We start from the raw sequence: 23015 nt of genomic DNA, 5'->3' as shown, positions 1-23015 counted from the left end.
ACAATACGTCTACGGTTGGGGAGACGGCAAGGACGCTGACGAAGGAGCCTTCCATGACGACCACGGACATGCCAGAGGTCACCCGCGAGCAGGAGCGCGAGGCCATCGCCTCGGTGCCCACCGGTCTCTTCATCGCCGGGGAGTGGCGCACCGCCCGCGCGACGATGCCGGTCGACGACCCGTCGACCGGCGAGCACCTCGTCGAGGTCGCCGACGCCGACCCCGACGAGGCCGCCGCGGCCCTCGACGCCGCCGTCGCGGCGCAGGCGGAGTGGGCGCAGGTCCCGCCCCGCGAGCGCAGCGAGATCCTCACCCGCGCCCGTGACCTCATGCTCGCCGACGTCGACCGGCTGGCCCTGATCATGACCCTCGAGATGGGCAAGCCCCTGGCCGAGGCGAAGGGGGAGGTGGCCTACGCCGCGGAGTTCTTCCGCTGGTTCGCCGAGGAGGCCGTGCGCATCGACGGCGGCTTCATGACCGCGCCGGCGGGCGGCTCACGATTCCTCGTCGCCAAGCAGCCGGTCGGCCCGTGCATCCTCATCACCCCGTGGAACTTCCCCATGGCGATGGGCACCCGCAAGATCGGGCCGGCCATCGCCGCCGGGTGCACGTCGGTCATCAAGCCCGCCGCCGAGACCCCGCTGTCGACCCTCGCGCTCGCCGACATCCTCGTGCAGGCGGGCCTGCCCGCGGGCGTGGTCAACGTCGTGACGACGAGCAAGAGCGACGACGTCATGCGCCCGATGATCCTCGACCCGCGCTCGCGCAAGATCTCCTTCACCGGGTCGACGCCGGTCGGCAAGCACCTGCTCGAGCTCGCCGCGAAGACCGTCATGCGCACGTCGATGGAGCTCGGCGGCAATGCCCCCTTCCTCGTCTTCGACGACGCCGACCTCGACGTCGCCGTCGAGGGGGCCATGGCGGCGAAGATGCGCAACATCGGCCAGGCCTGCACCGCGGCCAACCGGATCCTCGTGCAGCGTCCGGTCGCCGAGGAGTTCGCCCGTCGCCTGGGGGAGCGGATGGGCGCGCTGCCGATGGGCCGCGGCGTCGAGGACGGCGTCGTCGTCGGCCCGCTCGTCAACCAGAAGGCGGTCGACAAGGTCGACGAGCTCGTCCGCGATGCGCTCGACCGCGGGGCCACCGCGCAGCTCGGCGGCGCCCCCGCGGACCGCGACGGCTACTTCTACCCGGCGACGGTGCTCACCGGCGTGCCGGCGGAGGCCGAGATGGGCAGCTCCGAGATCTTCGGACCGGTCGCGGCGATCACCGAGTTCGACACCGAGGAGGAGGCGATCGCGCTGGCCAACGACACCCCCTTCGGCCTGATCTCCTATGTCTTCACGCAGGGCCTCGACCGCGGGCTGCGGGTGAGCGAGGCGCTCGAGGCCGGCATGGTCGGACTCAACCAGGGCGTCGTCTCCAACCCGGCCGCTCCCTTCGGCGGGATCAAGGAGTCCGGCGTCGGCCGCGAGGGCGGCTTCACCGGCATCGACGAGTTCCTCGAGACGAAGTACATCGGCGTGCGGGTGTGACCACGTTCGTCGAGGTGCGACGAGCGCCAGCGAGGAGCCTCGAGACGCCCCCGCTCACGCCCGCAGGTCGGTCGCGCTCTCCCCGTGCTCGGCGAAGTCCTCGGCGGTCACCGGGCCCTCCGCGGGCTGGGTGATCCGCACGGGGTTGCCGAAGGGGTCCCGCAGCGCGCAGTCGATGCCGTAGGGGCGCTCGGTCGGCTCCTCGGTGAACTCCACCCCCTTCGCCCGCAGGTCCTCGTAGGTGGCCCGGCAGTCGTCGGTCGTGAGGATCGCGGCGGCCCCGAGCGCACCCTTGGTGAGCAGGTCCCGCAGCTGCGCCGCGGTCTCCTCGTCGACGAAGGGGGCGCCCGGCACCTCGAGCATGATCTGCCGGTCGGGCTGGGCGGGCAGCGCGATGGTGAGCCAGCGCATGAAGCCCAGGTCGACGTCGGCGCTCACCTCGAAGCCGAGCTTGCCGCAGTAGAAGTCGAGCGCCTGGTCCTGGTCGAGGACGTAGACGGAGTGGTGGCTGATCCCTGTGAACATGGCTCCAACCTAGGGACGCGGCGGCTGGGGCGCTTCTCCGAAACTGCTCGGTCTCGTCCACCGCGTCACCACACACCCCGGCGCGGCGATCGGCGCCTCGTCGCGGAAGTCGCTCGGCGTGCGCCCGGTGACCCGACGGAAGGTCCGGCTGAAGGTGCCGAGGCTGTCGTAGCCGACCGCCAGCGCCACCTCGGTGACGCTGCGGTCGTGGTCGCGCAGCAGGGTCATCGCCCGCTCGATCCGCCGCCGCTGCAGGTAGCGGTGCGGCGTCTCGCCGAAGGTCGCCGTGAACTGCCGGGAGAAGTGCGCCGGCGACATCAGGGCCACCCGGGCGAGCGAAGGGATGTCCAGCTCGCTCGCGTAGTCGCGGTCCATGGCGTCCCGTGCCCGCAGCAGGCGGCGGTTCTGGTCCTCCCGCGGGGTCATGGTCACCCGGCTCAAACTACGTTCGTCGAGGTGCGAGCGCCAGCGAGCCTCGATTCGCCGTGCGGGCCCAGCCTCCGTTGGTCGAGGTGTGAGGAGCCCTGCGACGAGCCTCGAGACCCCGCGACCCGGCACCATGGACCCATGACCCTCCAGCACATCGCCCTCGAGTCCGACTGGCAGGCGGCGCAGTCCGCCGGCAGCTATCCCGTGTCCACGCGCGGGCGGACGATCAGCGAGGAGGGCTTCATGCACTGCAGCGGGTCGCCGGAGCAGCTCAAGGGAGTCCTCGGGCGCTTCTACGCGGACGTCACCGAGCCGCTCCTGCTCCTGACGATCGACGAGGCCTCGCTCGCCGGGCACGGCCTCGACGTGCGGTACGAGCCCGCGGTCCTCGGCGGTGACGAGCTCTTCCCGCACGTCTACGGCGGGGACCTGCCGATCGGCTGCGTCAGCCAGGTCGACCGCCTCCGCTGACCGACGAAGGGGAGTCAGCTCCCCTTCGCGATGGCGGCCGTGATCGCCCCGGTGACGTCGACGAGGTCACCCGGCGCGAGCTCGAGGTCCAGCCCCCGCCGCCCACCGCTGACGAAGACGGTGTCGTGGGTGAGGGCGGAGTCGTCGAGCACCGTTGCCAGAGAGCGCTTCTGGCCGATCGGGCTGATTCCGCCAACGACATAGCCGGTCGTGCGCTCGGCGAGGGCGGGGTCGACCATGCTCGCCTTCTTCGCTCCGACGGCGGCCGCGAGGGCCTTGAGGTCGAGCTGGTGGTCGACAGGCACGATGCCGACGACGAGGCCGTGGTCTCGGGGGAGATCGGTCTGCGCGAGCAGGGTCTTGAAGACCCTCGCTGGCGCGACCTCGAGCGCCTCTGCGGCCTCCATGCCGTAGGACTCGGCCCGCGGGTCGTGGTCGTACGCGCGCTCGACGAACTCGACCCCGGCCGCAGCCAGCGCCTTCGTCGCCGGGGTGGCGCCGCCCCCCTTCGCCCTCTTGCCCATGGGACCAGTCTGCTAGGTCCCGCAGTAGGTGATGTAGCCCCGCGTGAAGTCGGGGTCGGCCGGCTCCGCGTAGCGCTCCAGCCCCGGCTGCTCGACGAAGGGGGACCGGAGCACCTCGAGCAGCTGCTCGAAGGGAGCGAGGTTGCCCGCGTGCGCCGCGGCGAGGGCCTCCTCGACGAGGTGGTTGCGGGGGATGTGGACCGGGTTGGTCTCGTCCATGATCTGCGCGCTGGCCGCTGGGGCCTTGCCCTCGCCGTGCAGGCGGGTCAGCCACCGGTCCCGCCAGGCCTGCCACCGCGCCACGTCCCGGACGCGGTCCAAGGTCGGCGTCGGCTCGTCGCGCAGCACCCGGGCGAGGTCGCGGAAGAGGCCGGTGAAGTCCAGCGACTCGTCCGCGGCGATCTGCAGCAGGTCCTCGACGAGCGCGTTGTCCCCGGCGACGTCGCGGACGAGGCCGAGCTTGATGCGGAAGTTGTCGAGCACGTGCTGCTCGTAGGCCGGGGTGAAGTCCTCGAGTCGCTCCTGCGCCTGCGTCACGAGGTCGTCGGCCTCGCCGTCGGCGAGCGGGATGAGGCACTCGGCCAGCCGGGCCAGGCCCCACAGCGCCATCGTCGGCTGCGCGGAGTAGCGGTAGCGGCCACCGGTGTCGACGCTGCTGAAGAAGTTCTCCGGGTCGTAGGCGTCGAGGAAGGCGCACGGGCCGTAGTCGATCGTCTCGCCGGAGAGGGTCATGTTGTCGGTGTTCATCACCCCGTGGATGAAGCCGAGGGCCATCCAGTGGGCGACGAGCTCGGCCTGTCGTTCGACGACCGCGCTGAGCAGCGCCATCGGGTCCTGCGGCGGCACGTCGGGGTGGTGCCGGGCGCGGGCGTGCTCGACGACGGCGGCGAGCTGCTCGAGGCTGCCCTGCGTGGCGACGAGGACGAGGGTGCCGATGCGCAGGTGCGAGGCGGCGACCCGGGTGAGGACGGCGCCCGGCAGCGGCCTCTCGCGCACCACCGTCTCGCCGGTCGCGACGGCAGCCAGGGCTCGCGTCGTCGGCACCCCGACCGCGTGCATGAATTCGGAGACGAGGACCTCGCGCAGCACGGGCCCCATGACCGCGCGACCGTCACCGCCCCGGGAGAAGGGGGTGCGCCCGGACCCCTTGAGCGCGATGTCACGGCGCCGCCCGTGGGTGTCGACGACCTCCCCGAGCAGGTGCGCGCGACCGTCGCCGAGCATGGGGGAGAGGTGCCCGAACTGGTGCCCGGCGTAGGCCTGGGCGATCGGTTCGCAGCCCTCGGCGACGGCATTGCCCGCGAGGACGGCCACACCCTCTGGGGAGCGCAGTGCCGCCGGGTCGAGGCCGAGCTCGACGGCGAGGCCGTCGTTGAGCGCCAGCAGCTCGGGGGCGCGCACGGGGACCGGGTCGGCGCGGACCCCGAGCCAGCCGAGGTCGCGGACGAAGCTGTTGTCGCAGGGCCACCTCATGCCCCCACCATCGCAGACGCTCACGCGTGCTCCGCCGTGTAGCTCAGCTTGAGCTGCCCCTTCTTCGTGCGCACGCGGGTGATCTGGATGCTGGTGAGGTCGGCCGTCGTGCGCACGTGGGTGCCGCCGCACGGGTCGGTCTGCAGGCCCTCGATCGTCACCCGGCGCACGCCCTCGGCGTCGACCTCGGCGCCGAAGGGGAGGGCGGCCGCCACGTGCTCGCGAGCCCGATCGAGGACCGTCTCGACGAGCGCGGCCTTCGCCTCTTCGCCGTCGGGCAGGGCGCCGCCGTCGACGTCGTAGAGGAGGAAGGCCTGGCCCGGCGCGTGGCTCAGGCCGACGCCCACGAAGCCGAGCGGCACGACGCAGGCGTCGAGCAGGTGGCCCGCCGAGTGGAGCGCCGCGTGGCGGCGGCGCACCTCCGGGTCGATCGCGACGTGCACGTTCTCGCCCACGGCGGGCAGGTCGCCCTCGGGGTGCAGCCACACCGCGGTGTCGTCCTTGCTGACCGAGGCCGGGCCACCGTCGACGGTGACGGCGTCGTCAGGCTGGCCGCCCCCCTTCGGGTGGACGATGCCCTCGCGCACGGCGATGCCGGAAGTCGGTTCGTCGCACACCGCGATGACCTCGGTGTCGACCTCGTAGAGGTGGGTGTCGTCCCAGTACGCGCGGCGCTGCTCCATGGCGACATTGAAGCAGCCGCGCACGCTCCTCCCTTCGCCTGACGTCCACCTCCCGTCAACCTGACCTTGGTATCCATCACGCATGCAGCAGAACCTCCGCGAGTACATCGACCGGCTCATGGTCGAGGGCTACACCGTGCGTGACGACCAGGGCGACGACCCGATGCTCATCGCCCCCGACGGCAAGGCCGTCGAGACCTGGCGGGAGAACTACCCGTACGACGAGCTCATGGAGCGCGAGGAGTACGACGTCCAGAAGTACATGCTGCAGATCGAACTACTGAAGTTCCAGTACTGGGCGCAGGACACGGGGCGCAAGTTCATCGTGCTCTTCGAGGGGCGCGACGCCGCGGGCAAGGGCGGGACGATCAAGCGCTTCACCGAGCACCTCAACCCGCGAGGCGCCCGCGTCGTCGCCCTGACCAAGCCCTCGGAGCGAGAGCTCGGGCAGTGGTACTTCCAGCGCTACATCCAGCACCTGCCGACGAGCGGCGAGATCGTCCTCTTCGACCGCTCCTGGTACAACCGGGCCGGCGTCGAGCGGGTCATGGGCTTCTGCAGCGACGAGCAGTACGAGGGCTTCATGGACCAGGCCCCGAAGATCGAGCGGATGCTGGCTGACGCCGGGGTGCATGTCACCAAGCTGTGGTTCTCGGTGACCCAGCAGGAGCAGCGCACCCGCTTCGCCATCCGGCAGATCGACCCGGTGCGCCGGTGGAAGCTCTCCCCGATGGACCTCGAGAGCCTCGACAAGTGGGAGGCCTACACCCAGGCCAAGGAGGAGATGTTCCGGCGGACCGACACCCGGCACGCGCCGTGGACGGTCATCAAGTCCAACGACAAGAAGCGCGGCCGGATCAACGCGATCCGCTTCTTCCTCAACCAGTTCGACTACGAGGGCAAGGACCCTGAGGTCGTCTTCACGCCGGACCGCAAGGTCGTCTCCCGCGGCCGCAAGACCGAGGGCGACTGAGCCTCACCCGGCCCCTGAGTGGGTCCCACGTTCCGCGTGGGCGGCCGTCCGCGGCCGTCTCGAAGGGCAGCGACGGCCAGCACCGCCGCCGCGACGGCGAAGGCCACCCCGAAGCCCATCCGCCCCGTCGGCGGCAGGTAGAACTGCGGCAGCACGAGGGCGGCGCCGATGCCGAGGGGCCACGCGGCCCACGCGGGCGCCGTCCAGCGGCCTGAGCGGACAGCCCGGTGCCAGGCCAGGGCCGTGCAGACCCCGCTCACCGCGAGGAGCAGCAGGCCCAGGGCAAAGAGCGTCATCCCGGCCGGATGGTCCTGCCCGCGCACCCCGCCGACGAGCGTCATCGCCGTGGCATCCGCGAGGCCGGCCCGGCCGACGGCATGCAGCCCGAAGGTCTCGGCACCGTAGATCGGGAGGACGAGGACGGCGCCGGCCAGTCCCGTCCAGCGCGCGGCGAAGGTCGTCGTCGTGCTGAGCAGGTCGTCGATCCGCAGGCCGAGCCGTCCCACCTGGACGAGCGCCAGTGCGCCGGCGAGGTGGGCGACGACCCACCACTGGCTCGCATAGGCCGCGGCGGCCTCGGGGGACGTGGCGGAGTCAGCGTCGCCGTAGGGCCGGAGCAGCAGGTAGGTGGCCATGAGGATGCCGGCGGACGCGGCCGGCATGGCTAGGTGTCGGGTGTCGGTCGAGCGCATGGGCTCCTCCTCAGAAATGAGAGCAGCGCTCTCGGTTAAGTCGAGGGTAGACCCGCGCTGCGATTCGTGGCAAGAGCGGTGCTCTCGGTTGTGTGCGAGGATCTGTCCATGGCCGGTGTGAGGGAAGAGTCAAGGGCGCGCACGACGGCGGCGATCCTCGCCGCGGCGCGGGAGGAGATCGCCGCGCACGGCGGGGGAGGCCTGTCGATGCGTGCCGTCGCCCGCGAGGTCGGGATGGTCTCCTCGGCGGTCTACCGGTACTTCCCGACCCGCGAGGCGCTGCTCACGGCGATGATCCTCGAGAGCTACGAGAGCCTGGCCGCCGCGGTCGAGTCGGTGCGGGTCCGCCGTCCTGACCGCCGGTGGATCGCCCTCGGGGAGGCCATGCGTGGGTGGGCCGTCGAGCGTCCGCACGAGTTCCAGCTGATCTACGGCACCCCGGTGCCCGGGTACGTCGCCCCTCCGGAGACCGTGCCGGCCGCGGCCGCGGTGGCCCGCCCCTTCCTCGCGGTGGCGGGAGGGGTGGAGGTCGCCCCCTTCGCAGCCCCGCGGGTGGCCCGGCAGATGGAGGTCCTCACGGAGGTCGCCGAGGGCGTGACGCGCGAAGGGGGAGGCGCCGTCCTCGCCGAGCTCGCCGCCCTCGTCGGCGCCGTCACGCTCGAGCTCGGTGGCCATCTCGTCGGCAGTGCTGAGCCGGCCGATCCGTTCTTCCGCGCCCTGCTCCAGCGACAGGTCGACACCCTCGGCCTCGCCGGTGCAGGCTGACCCCCATGACGAAGGGAGCCGCCACCGCGCCGCGGGGCCGCCAGCTCGCCGACATCGGTCCGCTCGCCCAGCTCCGCGCGGGCCGCCTCGCCATCCGCCTGCCGCTGCTGCTCGCCGGGCTCTTCCTCTACGGCGCATCCATGGCGATGGTCCTGCGCGCGACCCTCGGCCAGATCCCGTGGGACGTGCTGCACGTCGGCGTCTCGCACCACATCCCACTGAGCTTCGGCACGATCGTCATCGGCGTCTCGCTGCTCGTTCTGCTGGGCTGGATCCCCCTGCGGCAGAAGCCCGGTCTGGGCACGATCGGCAACGCCCTGCTCATCGGCCCGTCCGCCGACCTCGTGCTGTCGATCCTCGACGAGCCGGCCGGGATGATCTGGCGCATCGTCCTGCTCCTTGGTGGCGTGGTGCTCAACGGTGTCGCGACCGGCATGTACATCGGCTCACAGTTCGGCCCCGGCCCGCGCGACGGTCTGATGACCGGGCTGGCCCGCATCACCGGTGGCTCGATCCGGCTCGTGCGCACCGGGATCGAGGTCGCTGTGGTCGCCGTCGGCTGGCTGCTGGGTGGCACCGTCGGCGTCGGCACGGTGCTCTACGCCGTGGCCATCGGGCCGTTGGCCCAGCTCTTCCTGCCGCTCTTCACCGTCGATCTCGGGCGCCCGATCCCACCCACCGATACATAACTGGACATTATGAATTGGCCCATGTGGGCGCGGTCGACCGACCGGGCCAAGCGATGGGCGTCGTCGCCGCGTGACCCACGCAGGAGCACCCATGTCCGCCCCCGCAGCCGCTTCGACCGTCCTCACCTCGAGCGTGCGGGGCCGCCTCGTCACCGGCACCGAGGTCGCGATCACCGCCCGCCAGCACGAATTCGCCATCGACGAGCCGCAGAGCCTCGGCGGCGCAGACAAGGGCGCGAACCCCATCGAGCACCTGCTCGCGGCCCGCGCCTCGTGCAGGCCGTCGCCGAGCACTGCCCCGTCCTCGGCAACCTGACGCAGGGTGTGCCGGTACGACGACCCTCGAGGTCGCCACTGCCGCCGCCTGACGCCGGTTGCTACGCTTGCTACATGGCAACTATCTCGCATCGAGAGCTCCGCAACGACAGCGCCGAGGTGCTGCGTCGGGTGGCGGCGGGTGAGAGCCTGACCGTGACCAACCGAGGCGAGCCGGTTGCGCGAATGGTGCCCCTGGGGGGTTCTGCATTCGAGGAGGCGGTCGCGTCGGGGCAGGTGCAGCCGGCGCGTGCGGCAAGGGACTTCTCGAGCATCCACCGAGTCGAAGGCGTGGACACGGCCGAGGTGCTCGCGGACCTCCGAGGCGATCGATGATCGTCTACCTCGACACGTCCGCGGCCTTCAAGCTGCTGGCGGCCGAGGCGGAGTCGGAACCCCTGGCGGCCGCGCTCACCGCACTGGATCCCGCCGACGTCCTGCTCTCCTCCAGGCTGCTCTTCACCGAGCTGCACTGCGCAGCCCAACGCCGATCGGTGTGGGACGTGACCGCGGTCAACGCCGTGCTGGAGATGATCACCCTGGCCGACGTCACCCGTGAGGACCTCGACCGAGCAGCGACGAGCGGATGGGGGCTGCGCAGCGCCGACGCGATCCACCTTGCCACGGCCCTGCGGATGCAGTCGGAAGTGCTGGCCGCGTACGACCGAGAGCTGTGCGCCGCGGGGGAGTCGGCCGGTCTTCGCCTGCTCCGCCCGGGGGCCACCGCCTAGCGCACGACCTCGCGCAGGCTCCCGTCGACCCGGCGGGTCCAGCCACGTGAGTCGAGGTGCTCGAGCAGCGGCACGGCGACCCGGCGAGTCGTGCCCAGCGCCTGACGCGCAGCGCTCAGGGTGAAGGGCTGCTCCAGCCCCGAGAGCAGTCGCATCGCCCGTGCCGGTCCGCTCGGCAGCAGGACGACGTCGTCGGGCAGTCGCAGCAGCCGCCCGAGGCGCGCGGCAGCGGCGAGCTCCGCGGGGCCCAGCCCGAGATCGTCGAGGTCGCCCCTCTCCGGCGCGAGGAAGGGAGCCTCCCGCAGCCTCTCCTCGAGAGCCGCGACCCCCGCCTGGGCGGGACCGAGGCCGGAGGCCCTCGGGTCCAGGACCCGCCCGTCGGCGATCGTCAGGTCGGAGCCTGCGACGAGGCCGCGGACGAGGTCGGGGCCCAGGTCCGCGGGCAGGTGGTCCGGCAGGGCGAGGGCCCGTGCGGCCTCGGCCACGGGCATCCCGGCGCTCAGGCGATCGGCGGAATGGTGGGCGCGGACGGCTTCGACCAACCGGCCTCGCCACGCCTCCATGGCTGCGGGGTCGATGCACCAGTCGCCCTGCCGCACAGCGGTGCTCGGCACCAGAAGCCCCAGTCGCTCGAAGGTGTCGAGGCGCTCCGCCGACCGCGACCGCAGGCGCGTCGCCGCGAGGTCGCCGGCTGACAGGGCCTCGGCCCGACGAGAGGCTCCGCCGCGGCGGGTGAGCGGCAGGGGGTCGACGTCAAGGATCCGCACGGCCCACAGTCGACGACTGCCCGGGTCGCGCAGGATCGCCCGGTCGCCGACCCGCCACGGCAGGTCGACGCCCGCCGACAGCCGGGCGAAGTCGTCACCGAGCGGTCGCACGTGCACCGGCACGTCGACCGACCCCACGTGCAGCGTCGCATGCTCGGGAGTCCGCATTTCCTTAAGGTCGTGCGAACCGGTCGCGTGCGAGCCACCCACCTCGGTGAGCCGCACGTCGACGGTTGGGGCGAGTTCCCAGGCGTCGGTGGTGAGCAGCACGGCCGAGCGGCTCACGTCGTCGACGCGGCGCAGGTTGACCGCGGTCCGCGAGACCGGGCCGACGGACTCACGCGCTGCGTCCTGGCTGTGCAGGCCGCGGACCGTCACCTCGCGGGTGGTGCCGCGGTCGAGCAGCAGCAGTCGGTCGCCGGTGCGGACAGTGCCGGTGCCGAGCGTGCCCGTGACGACGGTGCCCGCACCCGACACTGAGAAGGCGCGGTCGCACCAGAGCCGCACTGCCGCAACGACATCCGGCTCGGGCAGCCGAGCGGCGAGGTCGGCGAGGGCGGTGCGCAGGTCGTCGAGACCGTCGCCCTTCGTCGCGGAGACCTCGACCGCCGGCACGTCGAGCCCAGCCGCAGCAAGCCGCCGTCCGGCGTCGGCCTGCACGGTCGCGATGCGGTCGTCGTCGGCGAGGTCGCAGCGGGTGATGACGAGCAGCCCGTCGGTGATGCCGAGCGCCTGCACGGCCGCGAGGTGTTCGCTGCTCTGCGCCTGCCAGCCCTGATCCGCCGCGACGACGAAGACCACAGCCGGCGCCGGTCCCAGCCCCGACAGCATCGTCCCGACGAACCTCTGGTGCCCCGGCACGTCGACGAAGGCGATCTCGACCCCACCCGGCAGGCGCGTCCACGCGTAGCCGAGCTCGATGGTCAGCCCCCGGTCCCGCTCCTCCGACAGGCGGTCCGGGTCGCGCCCCGTCAGCGCCCGGACGAGCGTGGACTTGCCGTGGTCGACGTGGCCTGCGGTCGCCAGCACCCGCCTCATGACGAAGGGGGCTCCGCCCCGGTCCCGCGGTCGGCGGCGTTGTCGTCCAAGGCTGCTCGTAGCGCCCGCTCCACGTCGGAGTCACGGTCGGCCGGGATGCAGCGCAGGTCGACCAAGCCGCAGCCGCCCTCGACACGAGCCAGCACGACGGGCACCCCAGCGGTGGGTCGACGCAGCCGCTCGACCGCCTCGACGGGCACCTCGACCGCCCAGCCGGGCAGCGGAACCCCGGGGGCGCCGCCGCCACCGACGCGACCGTCGACGGCGACCACCTCCCGGCCCAGTGCGGTCGCGAGGACGTCGACCCGTGTCCGCAGCTCGTCAGCGGTGGCGTGGAGCGACAAGGTGACCGGCGGGACCGGGCCGCGCACGGTCGCCTCGAGCGCGGCGAGGGTGAGCTTGTCGACCCGCAGCGCCCGGGCGAGCGGGTGGCGCCGCAGCCGCTCGACGACCTCGGCATCACCGAGGGCGAGGCCGGCCTGGGGTCCGCCGAGCAGCTTGTCGCCGCTGGCGGTCACGATCGTCGCGCCGGCGCGCAGCCAGGTCGTCGCGTCGGGCTCGTCGGGCAGCAACGGGTCGGGCGTCAGCAGCCCGGAGCCGATGTCGGCGACGACCGGCACGCGCGAGCCGTCGGGCCGCGTCAGCCCGCGCAGCTCCTCCAGCCCGACCGCCGTGGTGAAGCCGTCGACCCGGAAGTTGCTCGGGTGCACCTTGAGCACGCACCCGGTCTCGGGGCCGATCGCGTCGGCGTAGTCGCGCAGGTGGGTCCGGTTGGTCGTGCCGACCTCGCGCAGCCGCGCCCCGGTCGAGGCGATGAGGTCGGGCAGACGAAAACCGTCGCCGATCTCGACCATCTCGCCGCGCGAGACGACGACCTCGCGGCCGGCGGCCAAGGCGGTCGTCGCGAGCACGAGGGCGGCTGCGCCGTTGTTGACCGCCAGCGCACCAGCCGCGTCGGGCACGGCCTCGAGCAGTGCGGCCAGCGCGCCGGCACCCCGTCGGCTGCGCGCCCCGGTCGCCAGGTCCATCTCGACGTCGACGTAGCCGGCGGCATCGACGACGGCCTCGATCGCGCTGGGGGACAAGGGTGCTCGCCCGACATTGGTGTGCACCACGACGCCCGTCGCGTTGAGCACCGGCGTCAGTGAGGAGGCCCGGGCCGGGAGCGATGCCAGCGCCGCGCCGGCCACGTCCTCCGGCGGGATCTCGCCGGCCCGAGCCCGCTGCTGGGCCGCGGTGATCGCCGCGCGCACCACCGGCCGACCGAGACGCTCCGCCGCCGCGACGAAGGGAGGATCCGCCAGCAGCGTGTCGGTGCGGGGGATCGACCGGCGCGGGTCTTCGCTCACGGGCGCTGCTCCCTTCGTCGGGCGTGGTGGTCGTGAAGAACTGGCGGAGGCGGACGGGAATCGAACCCGCCAGACCGAGATGCTCGGCCTCACCGGTGTTGAAGACCGGGGGGACCACCAGGAACCCAGACGCCTCCACGGGTCACCCTAGGACCTCGCCGGGCCCGACACCGGTCGTGGGCCCTACTGTGTCGTCATGGAGCCGATCCGCCTGACCCAGTACGCGCGCGGCGGGGGCTGCGCCTGCAAGATCCCGGCCGGGGAGCTCGAGCAGATCGTCGCCGGTCTGCACGCCTCGGCCCCGGCCGGCAGCGACGTCCTCGTCGGGCTCGACGACGGTGACGACGCGGCTGCCGTGCGCATCTCCGGTGGTCAGGCCGTGCTGTCGACGACCGACTTCTTCACCCCCGTCGTCGACGACCCCTACGACTGGGGGCGCATCGCGGCGGCCAACGCGGTCTCTGACATCTATGCCATGGGCGGTGACCCGGTCATGGCGATCAACCTCGTCGCCTGGCCGCGCGAGCTGCTGCCGACCGACCTGCTCCGTGAGGTCCTGCGTGGGGGCCTCGACCTCGCGACCGAGGCCGGCTTCCCCGTGCTCGGCGGGCACAGCATCGACGCCCCCGAGCCGATCTACGGCATGGCGGTCACCGGCACCGCCGACCCCGACCGGATCATGCGCAACGACGCAGCGGAGGCTGGGCTGCCGATCAGCCTGACCAAGCCGCTCGGCGTCGGGGTGCTCAACAACCGGCACAAGGCGACCGGCGAGCGGAGCGAGGAGGCGATCGCCTCGATGGTCACCCTCAACCGCGACTCCTCCCGGGCGGCCGTCGCGGCCGGCATCCGGGCGGCGACCGATGTCACCGGCTTCGGCCTGCTCGGCCATCTCTACAAGATGACTCGCGCCTCGGGCGTCGCCGCTCGCGTCGACGCGGAGGCCGTGCCCTATGTCGCTGGCGCCCGCGAGGCCCTCGCCGCCGGTCACGTCCCCGGCGGCTCTCGTCGCAACCTTGACTGGGTGCGTCCGCACCTCGCGGCCGACGGCATCGCCGAGGACGAGCTGATCCTCCTCGCCGACGCGCAGACCTCCGGCGGTCTGCTTGTCGTCGGCGAGGTGCCCGGCGCCCCGCTCATCGGCGAAACGGTCGCGGCCGGCTCCCTCGGTGACGGCGTGCTCGTGCAGGTCGCGTGAGCGAGGTCGACCGGGTCCTCGAGACGACCCGAGCCGGGCTGACCCGGCTCACCCCGCAGCAGGCCCACGACGCGGCGAAGGGGGGAGCCCTCCTCGTCGACACCCGCACCGCCGCGCAGCGGGCCCGGCAGGGCGAGCTGCCCGGCGCGCTCGTCATCGACCGCACCGTCCTCGAGTGGCGGCTCGACCCGACCTGCCCGCACCGCATCCCCGAGGCGCTGCCCGGGACCCAGGTCGTCGTGCTGTGCCGGCAGGGCTACAGCTCGTCGCTGGCCGCGGTCTCCCTTCGCTCGCTCGGGGTAGACGCGACCGACGTCATCGGTGGGGTCGAGGCTTGGGCCGCCGCCGGCCTGCCCCTGCACGACGGCCGTGCCGACGTCCGGGAGTGACGCGACGTGACGCGACGATGCCCTCCGTGACAGCGCGGGACGTCACGGAGGGCATCCGACGGAGCCTGTGCCCGGGGATGCGGGCTGGCGGGCTGCGCCTCAGACGGGGACGTGCCCGATGTAGTAGCGCTGCACGTAGACCTTGGAGATGTAGACGCTGCCGGTCTTCGTGAGCTTGGCGGCCGTCGGGTACATGGTGGAGCCGTAGCCGGTCGGGGTACGCCAGCTCTTGGTGCACCGCGTCACGTACTTCGAGCTGTTGGTGAAAGAGGCGACGGTGCCGAAGGCCGTCGGCTGCAGGTTGGCCTTGGTGGTGCCCTTGCCGACGACGCAGTACCGGTAGGTGGCTCCCGGGACGGGCTTGAAGGAGCGGCCCAGCGACGTCCACGAGGAGTACGAGAGGGACTTGCCGACGGTGGACGTCGACACGGTGCTCCAGCCGGAGGCGTTGGCGGGTGCAGCGGTGGTGCCGGCGATGCCCGCGGCCATGGCCACCGCCGCGGCCACGCCGAAGAGTCGAGTGCGCATGTGGAGTTGTCCCCTGATCTCGTGATGGTGGCCGACCCCGTGCCAGCCTGGTAGAAGACTGCCAGAGCCGCACCACTGCGCGCCAGAGGTGATCAGGCGTGCTGCGGCTTCCTCGTGATGACGGGGATGATCGCCCCGACGAGGGCGATGACGCCGACGACGGTGAAGGCGAGCGTGTGGGTCGCGGCCGCCACCGGCCTGCCCCTGCACGACGGCCGTGCCGACGTCCGCGAGTGACCCGACTCCGTCAGGTGGTCGGCTGGTGCTGCATACGCGTGAGGACGCAGCACCGAGCGACCACCTGACTCGGGTCCAGCGGCCGAGGCGCGGTAAGAGCTCAGCCGGTGAAGAGCTTGAGGGCGGTGCTCAGCGTCATCACGACCCCGTAGGTGAGCAGCGCCAGCACGACCGCCCACGAGAGCACGACGCGCAGGGTGCCGCGGCCGGCGACCTCGCCGGTGGCGGCGCCGACCGCCTCGGCCGCGGAGGGCAGCACGCGCACGTCGCCCTGCTCGTGGAAGCGGTCGGCGACCGGGCGCACGAGCAGGTTGGCGACGAAGCCGACCGCCAGGACCCCGACCATGGTCAGCAGCGCCGGACGGTATGCGGAGGCGTCGAGGCCGCCCGCGCCACCCGCGCGGTCGAGGAAGCCGTTGATGATCAGCGGCCCGGCGACGCCGGCGGCTGACCATGCGGTGAGCAGCCGGCCGTGGATCGCGCCCACCTGGAAGGTGCCGAAGAGGTCTCGCAGGTACGCGGGGACCGTGGCGAACCCGCCGCCGTAGAAGGAGATGATGATCGCGGAGAAGAGGACGAAGAGCGCGACCGCGGTCTGTCCGGAGAGAGCCAGCCCCAGGTAGAGCAGGATCCCAGCGCCCAGGTAGAGCATGTAGATGGGCTTGCGCCCGATCTTGTCGGAGGTCGTCGACCACACGAAGCGTCCGGCCATGTTGAACAGGGACAGCAGGCCGACGAAGCCACCGGCAGCGGCCACCGTGACCGACGAGGTGCCTGAGGCGTCGCGGAAGAAGTCCTGGAGCATCGGGCTGGCCTGCTCGAGGATCCCGATACCCGCCGTGACGTTGCAGAAGAGGACGACCCACAGCAGCCAGAACTGCGGGGTCTTCACCGCGTTGGCCGCGGAGACGTGGGCGTCGGTGACCATCGGCTTCTTCGCGACCGTCGAGGAGTCGAAGCCCTCGGGGGCCCAGCCGTCATAGGGCACGCGCACGTTGGCCACGCCGATCATCATCACGAGGAAGTAGACGATGCCGAGGGTGACGAAGAGCAGGCTGAGCGAGCGACCGTCGGCGAGGGAGGCGGCGTCGGTCGCGTCGTAGGAGGAGTCGTAGAGGGAGAGCAGCTGCCGCGAGAGCGGGGAGGCCACCATCGCGCCGCCGCCGAAGCCCATGATCGCCATGCCCGTGGCCAGGCCGGGGCGGTCCGGGAACCACTTGATGAGCGTCGAGACGGGGGAGATGTAGCCGATGCCCAGACCGATGCCGCCGATCACGCCGTACCCGAGGTAGACCAGCCACAGCTGGGACAGGGCGATCCCCGCGGCGCCGACGAGGAAGCCGGCCGCCCAGCAGCAGGCGGCGGCGAACATCGCCTTGCGCGGACCGGCACGGTCCACCCAGGTGCCGAGCACCGCGGCACTCAGCCCGAGCATGACGATGGCGATCGAGAAGATGAAGCCGATCTCGGTCAGGGAGGCGTCGAAGTGCTCGACGAGCGAGGTCTTGTAGACGCTGGTGGCGTAGGCCTGCCCGATGCACAGGTGGATGGCCAAGGCCGCTGGTGGGATGAGCCAGCGGTTGTAGCCCTGGGGCGCGATCGTGTGCGCGCGATCCAGGCGGTTGAGCACAGACATGCAGTGGTCCCTTCGTCGTTGAAGCGGGTTGGGGTGTGTTCGTGCGTCGTCGCGTCAGCCGGCGGTGGTGATCCCGTCGTCGACGACACCGTGTCGGCGACGACGCTCGAGGCGGTCGCGCTGCACCCGGACGGTGTAGCGCGGGTCCTTGGCGGACTCGATGCCCGCCTCGACCATGCCCATGCGGGTCAGTGCCGAGGCGGCGGCGAGGGCGGCGCCCGAGGCGACCGCGACGATCCGGCTGCGACCGGCGAGTAGGGTGCCGAGACCGCCACCGATGGCGAGGGCGCGGGCCAGGCGCAGGCGGCCGCCCGCGGTGCCCGTGCGCACCGGCTCGTCGATACCCAGGTCGGTGAGGTGCTCCTCGAGGCGGTGCATCGCGAGCAGCTCGGTGCCGACACCGAGCAGCGCCAGTCGTCGCACCGGCCCGGCGAGGGCCGTGGGCGTGAGCACCATCTGCACGCCGCCGGCGGCCAGCGCGGCCGAGCCGACGAAGACGAAGGGGAGCTCCCGCCGGCTCTCGTGCCACACCGGGTGCGCGGTGTCGGCGAGCAGCACCGCCGTGTAGGCCGCGAGCGGCGCGCCGAAGGCCGCCTGGCCGATGGTCGAGGGCGTGCCGACGGCGTCGGTGACGCGGATGAGTGCGGTGACCGGACCTCGGGCGGGCAGCAGGCGCAGCACCTCGGCCCCCGTGGTGATCCCGGCGAAGCCCGCGTAGGCGGACAGGATCCACGTGCCGACCGACATCGGCGAGGTGAGTTTGACCGTGCGCATCATGTTGAGGAATCGCTCGGGCCGGCCGAGGTCGGCGACGAGTGCGATGCCGCTGAGGCCTACGGCGGCCATCGCCGTCAGGCGCGAGTTGCGTTGCAGCACGGAGTTGCCCGTGGCCGCCGCGCCCGCCTGGACGATGCCCGAGACTCCGGCGATGCCGCCGACGAAGAGATAAGCCGAGATCTTGTGGTCCCACGGCACCGGCTTGACGATCGCCTGGCCGTAATAGCTGCTGAACTCCGCGTCCGGCACCGCGGGCGCCTCGCGTCGGCCGCCGCCCTCGCGGGTGAGCCAGCTGCGGGCGGTGCCGGCCCTCCTCGGTCCCTGAGCTGCGACGGAGTGGGTCCCACGTTCCGCGTGGGCGCCTCGAAGGGACGCGCGGTCACGGCGGCGTCTGCGGCCACCCTCCTCGGGGGGTCGGTAGCTGTCGAAGGGAGAGGTCGTCACGTCCGGCTCCCGACGAAGGAGATCGCCACCGCGCCGAGCAGGCCGAGCCCCGCGACACCCGCCGCGCGGAACATCTCGGGCAGCCGCTTGGTCGGGGCCTCGGGGTCCGGCGGCAGGCCGTAGACCTCGGGCTCGTCGAGCAGGAGGAAGACCGAGCCGGTGCCGCCGACGCCGTCGTGCTCGTTGGCCCCGTAGAGGCGCGCCTCGGTGAAGCCCTGCTCGTGCAGCTGCGCCACGCGTGCCTTCGCCGTCGCGACCATGTCGTCGTGGGTGCCGAACTTGATCGACGTCGTCGGGCAGGTCTGCGCGCACGCGGGTGTCTGGTCGTGGGAGAGACGGTCGTAGCAGAGCGTGCACTTCTGCGCGACACCGACGTTGGGCACGTGGTCGTCGGCGCGCACCGAGACGCTCGCGTCGGTGCGCCGCTCGATGACGCCGAAGGGGCACGCGCCGACGCAGTAGCCGCAGCCGTTGCAGATGTCGGCCTGGACGACGACCGTGCCGTGCTCGCTGCGGAAGAGCGCACCCGTCGGGCACACATCGAGGCAGCCGGCGTGGGTGCAGTGCTTGCAGACGTCGGAGGACATCAACCAGCGAAAGTCCGGCACCGCTCCGGCCATCGCCTGACCGCCCTCGGCCGCGGCCTTCTCCGCGAGCATGTCGGTCAGCGCCGGGCCGTGCCCCTCGATGGGTGCGGGGAGGGTGCCGTAGCCGGCGGGGGGAGGGGCCGTGGTTTCGAGGCTCGCTGGCGCTCGCTCCTCAACCACCGGGGAGGTCGGCTCACCGACGGCCGGCATCCCCAGGTCCGCGAGCCGCTGCCCGGACTCGCGGGCGGCCTCGATGCGCTCGCGGCTCTGCTCGACGAAGGCGACGTGCCGCCACGTGCTCGCGCCGAGGTCACCGGTGTTGTCGTAGCTGTTGCCGGTGATGGCGAGGCCGTCGAGGGGGATGCCGTTCCACTCCTTGCACGCGACCTCGCAGGCCTTGCAGCCGATGCAGATCGAGGTGTCGGTGAAGAATCCCTTGCGCTCGGGCGCCTCCTGCCACCCGGCGTCGCGGGCGGGGTCGGTGGCCCCGGAGAGCTGGCGGGCGAGGTAGCCCATCACGGTCTCCCTTCGTCGTGGGGTTCGTCGCGGTGGGTGTTGCCCGTCTCGACGGTGGTGCCCGAGCGGGACTGGTACTCCGCGACGAGGCGCAGCAGCTCCTCGCCCCGCGGCCGGCGACCGGGGCGGATGTCGCAGGAGCCGACCTTGGACTCCTGGATCTGGACGTTGGGGTCGAGCACCACGCCGAGCAGGTCGTTGGCCCCGTCGCCCTCGACGACGGCATCGCGGCCGACGCCCCAGTGGTAGGGCAGGCCGATCTGGTGGATCGTGCGGCCCTTGATCGTCAGCGGGGTCATCCGCTCGGTGACGAGTACCCGCGCCTCGATGGCGCTGCGCGCCGAGATGAGCGTCGCCCACTCGCCGTTGACCAGGCCCTGTTGCTCGGCGAGCTCGGGGGAGACCTCGCAGAACATCTCCGGCTGCAGCTCCGACAGGTAGGGCAGCCAGCGGCTCATGCCACCGGCCGTGTGGTGCTCGGTGAGCCGGTAGGTCGTGAAGACGAAGGGGTAGACGTCCGACCCCGGCTCGTCGCCGGACGGGCTCCACAGGTTGTCCTTGCGCGGGTAGACGAGCCGGGCCGGGTTGCGCTGCTGCCCGTAGACCGGGTTGGCGACGGGCGACTCCTGCGCCTCGTAGTGCGAAGGGAGCGGACCGTCCACCATGCCCTTGGGCGCGAAGAGCCAGCCCTTGCCGTCCGCCTGCATGATGAAGGGGTCGTCGCCGGCGATGGCCGCCGGGCCGCCGACGTCGGGGTCGGGCCGGAAGGACGGGTCGCGGTCCACGGGGAAGTCGGGGACGTCCTTGCCCGTCCACTTCTTCGCCTCCTCGTCCCACCAGACGTACTTCTTGCGCTCGCTCCACGGCCGCCCCTGCGGGTCGGCGGAGGCGCGGTTGTAGAGGATGCGCCGGTTCATCGGCCAGGCCCAGCCCCACTCCGCGGCGGTCTCGTCCTGCTCCTTGCCGGGCACGCGGTTGGCCGACCTGTTGACCCCGCCGGCGTAGACGCCGGTGTAGATCCAGCAGCCGCCCGAGGTCGAGCCGTCGGCCTTCATGTCGGCGAACTTGTCGAGCAGCTGCCCGGCCTTCTCACCGCTCACGTGGTAGCCGTTGATCTCCCGCAGGACCGCCTCGGCGTCGGTCTCGCCGTGCGCGTCCTTGGGGTAGTCCCAGGTCAGGTCGAGCAGCGGGCGGTCACGCTCGTCGGTCGAGTCCGCGAGGCGCTCGCGGATGCGCACGCCGAGCTCGTGGAAGAACTCGAGCTCGCTCTGCGCGTCGTTCGGCGGCTGCACGGCTTGGTGGCGCCACTGGAGCATCCGCTGGGTCTGGGTGAAGGTGCCCGACTTCTCCACGTGGTTGGCCGCGGGGAAGAAGAAGACCTCGGTGTCGATGTCCTCGGTCTTGAGCTCGCCGCTGGCGATCTCGGGGGAGTCCTTCCAGAAGGTCGCCGACTCGATGAGCTGGAAGTCGCGGACGACGACCCACTTGAGGTGCGTCATCGCCAGCCGCTGCATCTTGCCGTGGGCCGAGCCGACCGCAGGGTTCTGCCCGAGCACGAAGTAGCCCTCGACCTCGTCCTCGAGCATCGACATCACCGTCTGGTAGGTGCCGTGGGCACCCGTCAGGCGCGGCAGGTAGTCGAAGCAGAAGTCGTTGTCCTCGGTCGCCGCGTCGCCGAACCAGGCCTTCATCAGGCTCGCGGTGTAGGCCGGCGCCTCGGTCCAGAAGCCCTTCTGCAGCGGCGAGGAGATCGTCGCGAGGTACTGCTCGAGGGTGTCGTGCTGGCCGGCCACCGGCATCGGCAGGTAGCCGGGCAGGAGGTTGAAGAGCGTCGGGATGTCGGTCGATCCCTGGATGCTCGCGTGCCCGCGCAGCGCCATGATGCCGCTGCCCGGTCGGCCGACATTGCCCATGAGCAGCTGGAGGATCGCCGCGGTGCGGATGAACTGCGCGCCGAGGCTGTGCTGGGTCCAGCCCAGGGCGTAGGCGAAGCAGGTCGTGCGCTCGCGCCCGGAGTTGCTCGTCAGAGCGTCGGCGATCTCGCGGAACTGCCACTGCGGGATGCCGCACACCTCCTCGACCATCTCGGGCGTGTAGCGCGCGTAGTGCCGCTTGAGCACCTGGAAGACCGACCGCGGGTGCTGCAGCGATTCGTCGCGAATCACCCGGGCGTGCTCGAGGGCCGGACCCGCGGCGCCGTGCTGGTCGCCCGCGGCGCGGGCCCTCTTGTGCGCTCCGTCCTCGTGGTCACCGCTCGGGCCGCCGACCTCGTCGTCACCCGAGGGACTCCCTTCGCCGTCCTCGCGCTCGGCATAGGCCCACGAGCTCATGTCATAGGTGCCGGACTGCTCGTCGTAGCCGGAGAAGACGCCGTCCAGGTCCTCGGTGTCGACGAAGTCCTCGCTGACGAGTGTCGCCGCGTTGGTGTACGCGACGACGTAGTCACGGAAGAAGAGGTCGTTGTCGATGACGTGCTTGATGAGCGCCCCGAGCAGTACGACGTCGCTGCCCGCCCGGATCGCGACGTGCGTGTCAGCGATCGCGGAGGTGCGGGTGAAGCGCGGGTCGATGTGGATGATCCGCGCACCCCGCGCCTTGGCCTCGGAGACCCACTGGAAGCCCACCGGGTGGCACTCGGCCATGTTGGAGCCCTGGATGATGATGCAGTCTGCGTTGGCCATGTCCTGCAGGGACTGGGTGGCGCCGCCGCGCCCGAAGGAGGCTCCCAGACTGGGAACCGTGGCGGAGTGTCAAATACGCGCCTGGTTCTCGATCTGGATCGCGCCGGCCGCCGTGAAGAGCTTCTTGATCAGGTAGTTCTCCTCGTTGTCGAGGGTGGCTCCCCCGAGCGAGGCGATGCCCATCGTGCGCCGAAGGGGGCGGCCGTGCTCGTCGTGGTCCTGCCACTTCGCGCGGCGCGAGGCGAGGAAGCGGTCGGCGACCATGTCGATGGCCCGGTCGAGCTCGATCCGCTCGAAGTCCGTGGCCCCCGGCGCGCGGTAGAGCACGTGCGTCTGCCGGGTCGGCGAGTTGACCAGCTGCTCGCTCGCAGCGCCCTTGGGGCACAGACGCCCTCGGCTCACCGGGGAGTCCGGGTCGCCCTCGATCTGGACGACCTGCTCGTCCTTGACGAAGACCCGCTGGCCGCAGCCGACGGCGCAGTACGGGCAGACACTCTGCACGACCCGGTCGGCGCTCGAGGTACGCGGCTCGGTCTCACGGGTGCGGCGCGAGGTGACGGCGTTGCCGCGCCCCAGGAAGTCGCCCGAGGCCAGCTGCCGCAGCACGGGCCAGCCGAGGAAGGTCGAGTCCTTCGGTGCCATCCCTGCCACTCCCTACGCGAGAAGACGTGCTCAGGATCACCGTATCCCCCCCTCGGCCTGTCGCCGGTGGTCTGGGTCCCACGTTCCGCGTGGGCGCCTCGAGACCCGGGGCTCCCCACACGTTGGTCGAGGTGTGAGGAGTTCTGCGACGAGCCTCGAGACCCCGGGCTTCCCCCACGTTGGTCGAGGTGTGAGGAGCTCTGCGACGAGCCTCGAGACCCCGGGCTTCCCCCACGTTGGTCGAGGTGTGAGGAGCTCTGCGACGAGCCTCGAAACCCGGGGCGTCCCACACGTTGGTCGAGGTGTGAGGAGCTCTGTGACGAGCCTCGAGACCCCGGGCTCCCCGCACGTTGGTCGAGGTGTGAGGAGCTCTGTGACGAGCCTCGAAACCCGGGGCTCCCCGCACGTTGGTCGAGGTGTG

General features: G+C 71.8%; 23 protein-coding genes and 1 tRNA gene. 10 read left to right on the top strand and 14 right to left on the bottom strand.

Features of this window, described 5'->3' with window-relative positions; translation table 11 throughout:
- The first annotated feature begins 53 nt into the window (after window positions 1-53).
- A complete protein-coding gene (locus tag NYE39_RS09995) occupies window positions 54-1535 on the top strand; it encodes an NAD-dependent succinate-semialdehyde dehydrogenase (RefSeq protein ID WP_341012568.1) in 1482 nt (493 codons plus the stop codon).
- 54 nt (window positions 1536-1589) lie between these two features.
- On the opposite strand, the gene NYE39_RS09990 is transcribed toward NYE39_RS09995, so the two are convergent.
- Together NYE39_RS09990 and NYE39_RS09985 are read right to left on the bottom strand one after the other, a co-directional pair.
- A complete protein-coding gene (locus tag NYE39_RS09990) occupies window positions 1590-2060 on the bottom strand; it encodes a VOC family protein (protein WP_072625861.1) in 471 nt (156 codons plus the stop codon).
- A gap of 9 nt (window positions 2061-2069) precedes the next feature.
- Window positions 2070-2486, bottom strand: a complete 417-nt coding sequence (locus NYE39_RS09985; protein ID WP_072626375.1) for a helix-turn-helix transcriptional regulator — start codon at window positions 2484-2486, stop codon at window positions 2070-2072.
- A gap of 141 nt (window positions 2487-2627) precedes the next feature.
- Here NYE39_RS09985 and NYE39_RS09980 point away from each other — a divergent pair, with 141 nt between their 5' ends.
- Entirely contained in the window at window positions 2628-2960 is a 333-nt protein-coding gene (locus NYE39_RS09980) for a DUF952 domain-containing protein (RefSeq protein WP_341012567.1), read from the top strand.
- 14 nt (window positions 2961-2974) lie between these two features.
- Here NYE39_RS09980 and ybaK read toward each other — a convergent pair whose 3' ends face one another.
- Genes ybaK through NYE39_RS09965 form a run of 3 tightly spaced genes read right to left on the bottom strand, consistent with a single transcriptional unit; the run spans window position 2975 to window position 5664 of the window.
- Window positions 2975-3484, bottom strand: a complete 510-nt coding sequence (gene ybaK / locus NYE39_RS09975) for a Cys-tRNA(Pro) deacylase (RefSeq protein ID WP_341012566.1) — start codon at window positions 3482-3484, stop codon at window positions 2975-2977.
- Between the two features lie 12 nt (window positions 3485-3496).
- Window positions 3497-4957: a protein adenylyltransferase SelO gene (locus tag NYE39_RS09970; RefSeq protein WP_341012565.1), complete on the bottom strand. Its 1461-nt coding sequence runs from the start codon at window positions 4955-4957 to the stop codon at window positions 3497-3499.
- Between the two features lie 20 nt (window positions 4958-4977).
- Window positions 4978-5664, bottom strand: a complete 687-nt coding sequence (locus NYE39_RS09965; protein ID WP_341012564.1) for a hypothetical protein — start codon at window positions 5662-5664, stop codon at window positions 4978-4980.
- 58 nt (window positions 5665-5722) lie between these two features.
- Between NYE39_RS09965 and ppk2 the strand changes: the two genes are divergently transcribed.
- Window positions 5723-6613: a polyphosphate kinase 2 gene (ppk2, locus tag NYE39_RS09960; protein ID WP_341012563.1), complete on the top strand. Its 891-nt coding sequence runs from the start codon at window positions 5723-5725 to the stop codon at window positions 6611-6613.
- Here ppk2 and NYE39_RS09955 read toward each other — a convergent pair.
- Window positions 6532-7305 carry a hypothetical protein gene (locus NYE39_RS09955; protein WP_341012562.1) on the bottom strand — a complete coding sequence of 258 codons (774 nt, stop codon included), beginning with the start codon at window positions 7303-7305 and terminating at the stop codon, window positions 6532-6534. The two genes, ppk2 and NYE39_RS09955, sit on opposite strands and share 82 nt — an antisense overlap.
- 108 nt (window positions 7306-7413) lie before the next feature.
- Between NYE39_RS09955 and NYE39_RS09950 the strand changes: the two genes are divergently transcribed.
- From NYE39_RS09950 to NYE39_RS09930, 5 genes are all read left to right on the top strand, one after another.
- Complete coding sequence (locus NYE39_RS09950; RefSeq protein WP_341012561.1) at window positions 7414-8070, top strand: TetR/AcrR family transcriptional regulator; 657 nt, start codon at window positions 7414-7416, stop codon at window positions 8068-8070.
- Window positions 8071-8075: 5 nt separating this feature from the next.
- Complete coding sequence (yczE, locus tag NYE39_RS09945) at window positions 8076-8759, top strand: membrane protein YczE (RefSeq protein WP_341012560.1); 684 nt, start codon at window positions 8076-8078, stop codon at window positions 8757-8759.
- Window positions 8760-8850: 91 nt separating this feature from the next.
- A complete protein-coding gene (locus NYE39_RS09940; protein WP_341012559.1) occupies window positions 8851-9075 on the top strand; it encodes an OsmC family protein in 225 nt (74 codons plus the stop codon).
- A 74-nt stretch (window positions 9076-9149) separates the two neighbouring features.
- Window positions 9150-9410, top strand: a complete 261-nt coding sequence (locus NYE39_RS09935) for a type II toxin-antitoxin system Phd/YefM family antitoxin (protein WP_341012558.1) — start codon at window positions 9150-9152, stop codon at window positions 9408-9410.
- Window positions 9407-9805, top strand: coding sequence for a type II toxin-antitoxin system VapC family toxin (locus NYE39_RS09930; protein WP_072625852.1), 399 nt, complete (start codon window positions 9407-9409; stop codon window positions 9803-9805). Before NYE39_RS09935 ends, NYE39_RS09930 begins: the two co-directional genes overlap by 4 nt.
- Here the strand turns inward: NYE39_RS09930 and NYE39_RS09925 are convergent.
- From NYE39_RS09925 to NYE39_RS09915, 3 genes are all read right to left on the bottom strand, one after another.
- Window positions 9802-11610, bottom strand: a complete 1809-nt coding sequence (locus NYE39_RS09925) for a SelB domain-containing protein (RefSeq protein WP_341012557.1) — start codon at window positions 11608-11610, stop codon at window positions 9802-9804. The genes NYE39_RS09930 and NYE39_RS09925 overlap by 4 nt on opposite strands.
- Window positions 11607-12959, bottom strand: coding sequence for an L-seryl-tRNA(Sec) selenium transferase (gene selA, locus NYE39_RS09920; RefSeq protein ID WP_341012556.1), 1353 nt, complete (start codon window positions 12957-12959; stop codon window positions 11607-11609). Before selA ends, NYE39_RS09925 begins: the two co-directional genes overlap by 4 nt.
- A gap of 41 nt (window positions 12960-13000) precedes the next feature.
- Window positions 13001-13096, bottom strand: a tRNA-Sec gene (locus NYE39_RS09915).
- A 59-nt stretch (window positions 13097-13155) separates the two neighbouring features.
- On the opposite strand from NYE39_RS09915, the gene selD reads away from it, so the two are divergent.
- Window positions 13156-14157, top strand: coding sequence for a selenide, water dikinase SelD (gene selD, locus NYE39_RS09910; RefSeq protein ID WP_341012555.1), 1002 nt, complete (start codon window positions 13156-13158; stop codon window positions 14155-14157).
- Window positions 14154-14546 carry a rhodanese-like domain-containing protein gene (locus NYE39_RS09905; RefSeq protein WP_072625848.1) on the top strand — a complete coding sequence of 131 codons (393 nt, stop codon included), beginning with the start codon at window positions 14154-14156 and terminating at the stop codon, window positions 14544-14546. The genes selD and NYE39_RS09905 overlap by 4 nt, the downstream gene beginning before the upstream one ends.
- Before the next feature lie 99 nt (window positions 14547-14645).
- On the opposite strand, the gene NYE39_RS09900 is transcribed toward NYE39_RS09905, so the two are convergent.
- From NYE39_RS09900 to fdh, 5 genes are all read right to left on the bottom strand, one after another.
- The gene (locus NYE39_RS09900) at window positions 14646-15074 is read right to left on the bottom strand and encodes a hypothetical protein (RefSeq protein WP_072625847.1); all 429 of its coding nucleotides are present in this window, start codon (window positions 15072-15074) and stop codon (window positions 14646-14648) included.
- A 337-nt stretch (window positions 15075-15411) separates the two neighbouring features.
- Complete coding sequence (locus tag NYE39_RS09895; RefSeq protein ID WP_341012554.1) at window positions 15412-16947, bottom strand: OFA family MFS transporter; 1536 nt, start codon at window positions 16945-16947, stop codon at window positions 15412-15414.
- Between the two features lie 54 nt (window positions 16948-17001).
- Window positions 17002-18168 (bottom strand): NrfD/PsrC family molybdoenzyme membrane anchor subunit, encoded by a 1167-nt coding sequence (gene nrfD / locus NYE39_RS09890; RefSeq protein ID WP_341012553.1) that lies wholly within the window; start codon window positions 18166-18168, stop codon window positions 17002-17004.
- Window positions 18165-19271: a 4Fe-4S dicluster domain-containing protein gene (locus NYE39_RS09885; protein ID WP_341012552.1), complete on the bottom strand. Its 1107-nt coding sequence runs from the start codon at window positions 19269-19271 to the stop codon at window positions 18165-18167. Before NYE39_RS09885 ends, nrfD begins: the two co-directional genes overlap by 4 nt.
- Window positions 19271-22594, bottom strand: a complete 3324-nt coding sequence (fdh, locus tag NYE39_RS09880) for a formate dehydrogenase (RefSeq protein WP_341012551.1) — start codon at window positions 22592-22594, stop codon at window positions 19271-19273. The genes NYE39_RS09885 and fdh overlap by 1 nt, the downstream gene beginning before the upstream one ends.
- Window positions 22595-23015 lie beyond the last annotated feature (421 nt).

This window comes from Janibacter sp. FSL W8-0316 (genome assembly GCF_038004165.1).
Taxonomy (GTDB): Bacteria; Actinomycetota; Actinomycetes; order Actinomycetales; family Dermatophilaceae; genus Janibacter; species Janibacter indicus.
This window is presented reverse-complemented; position numbering and strand designations above follow the sequence as displayed.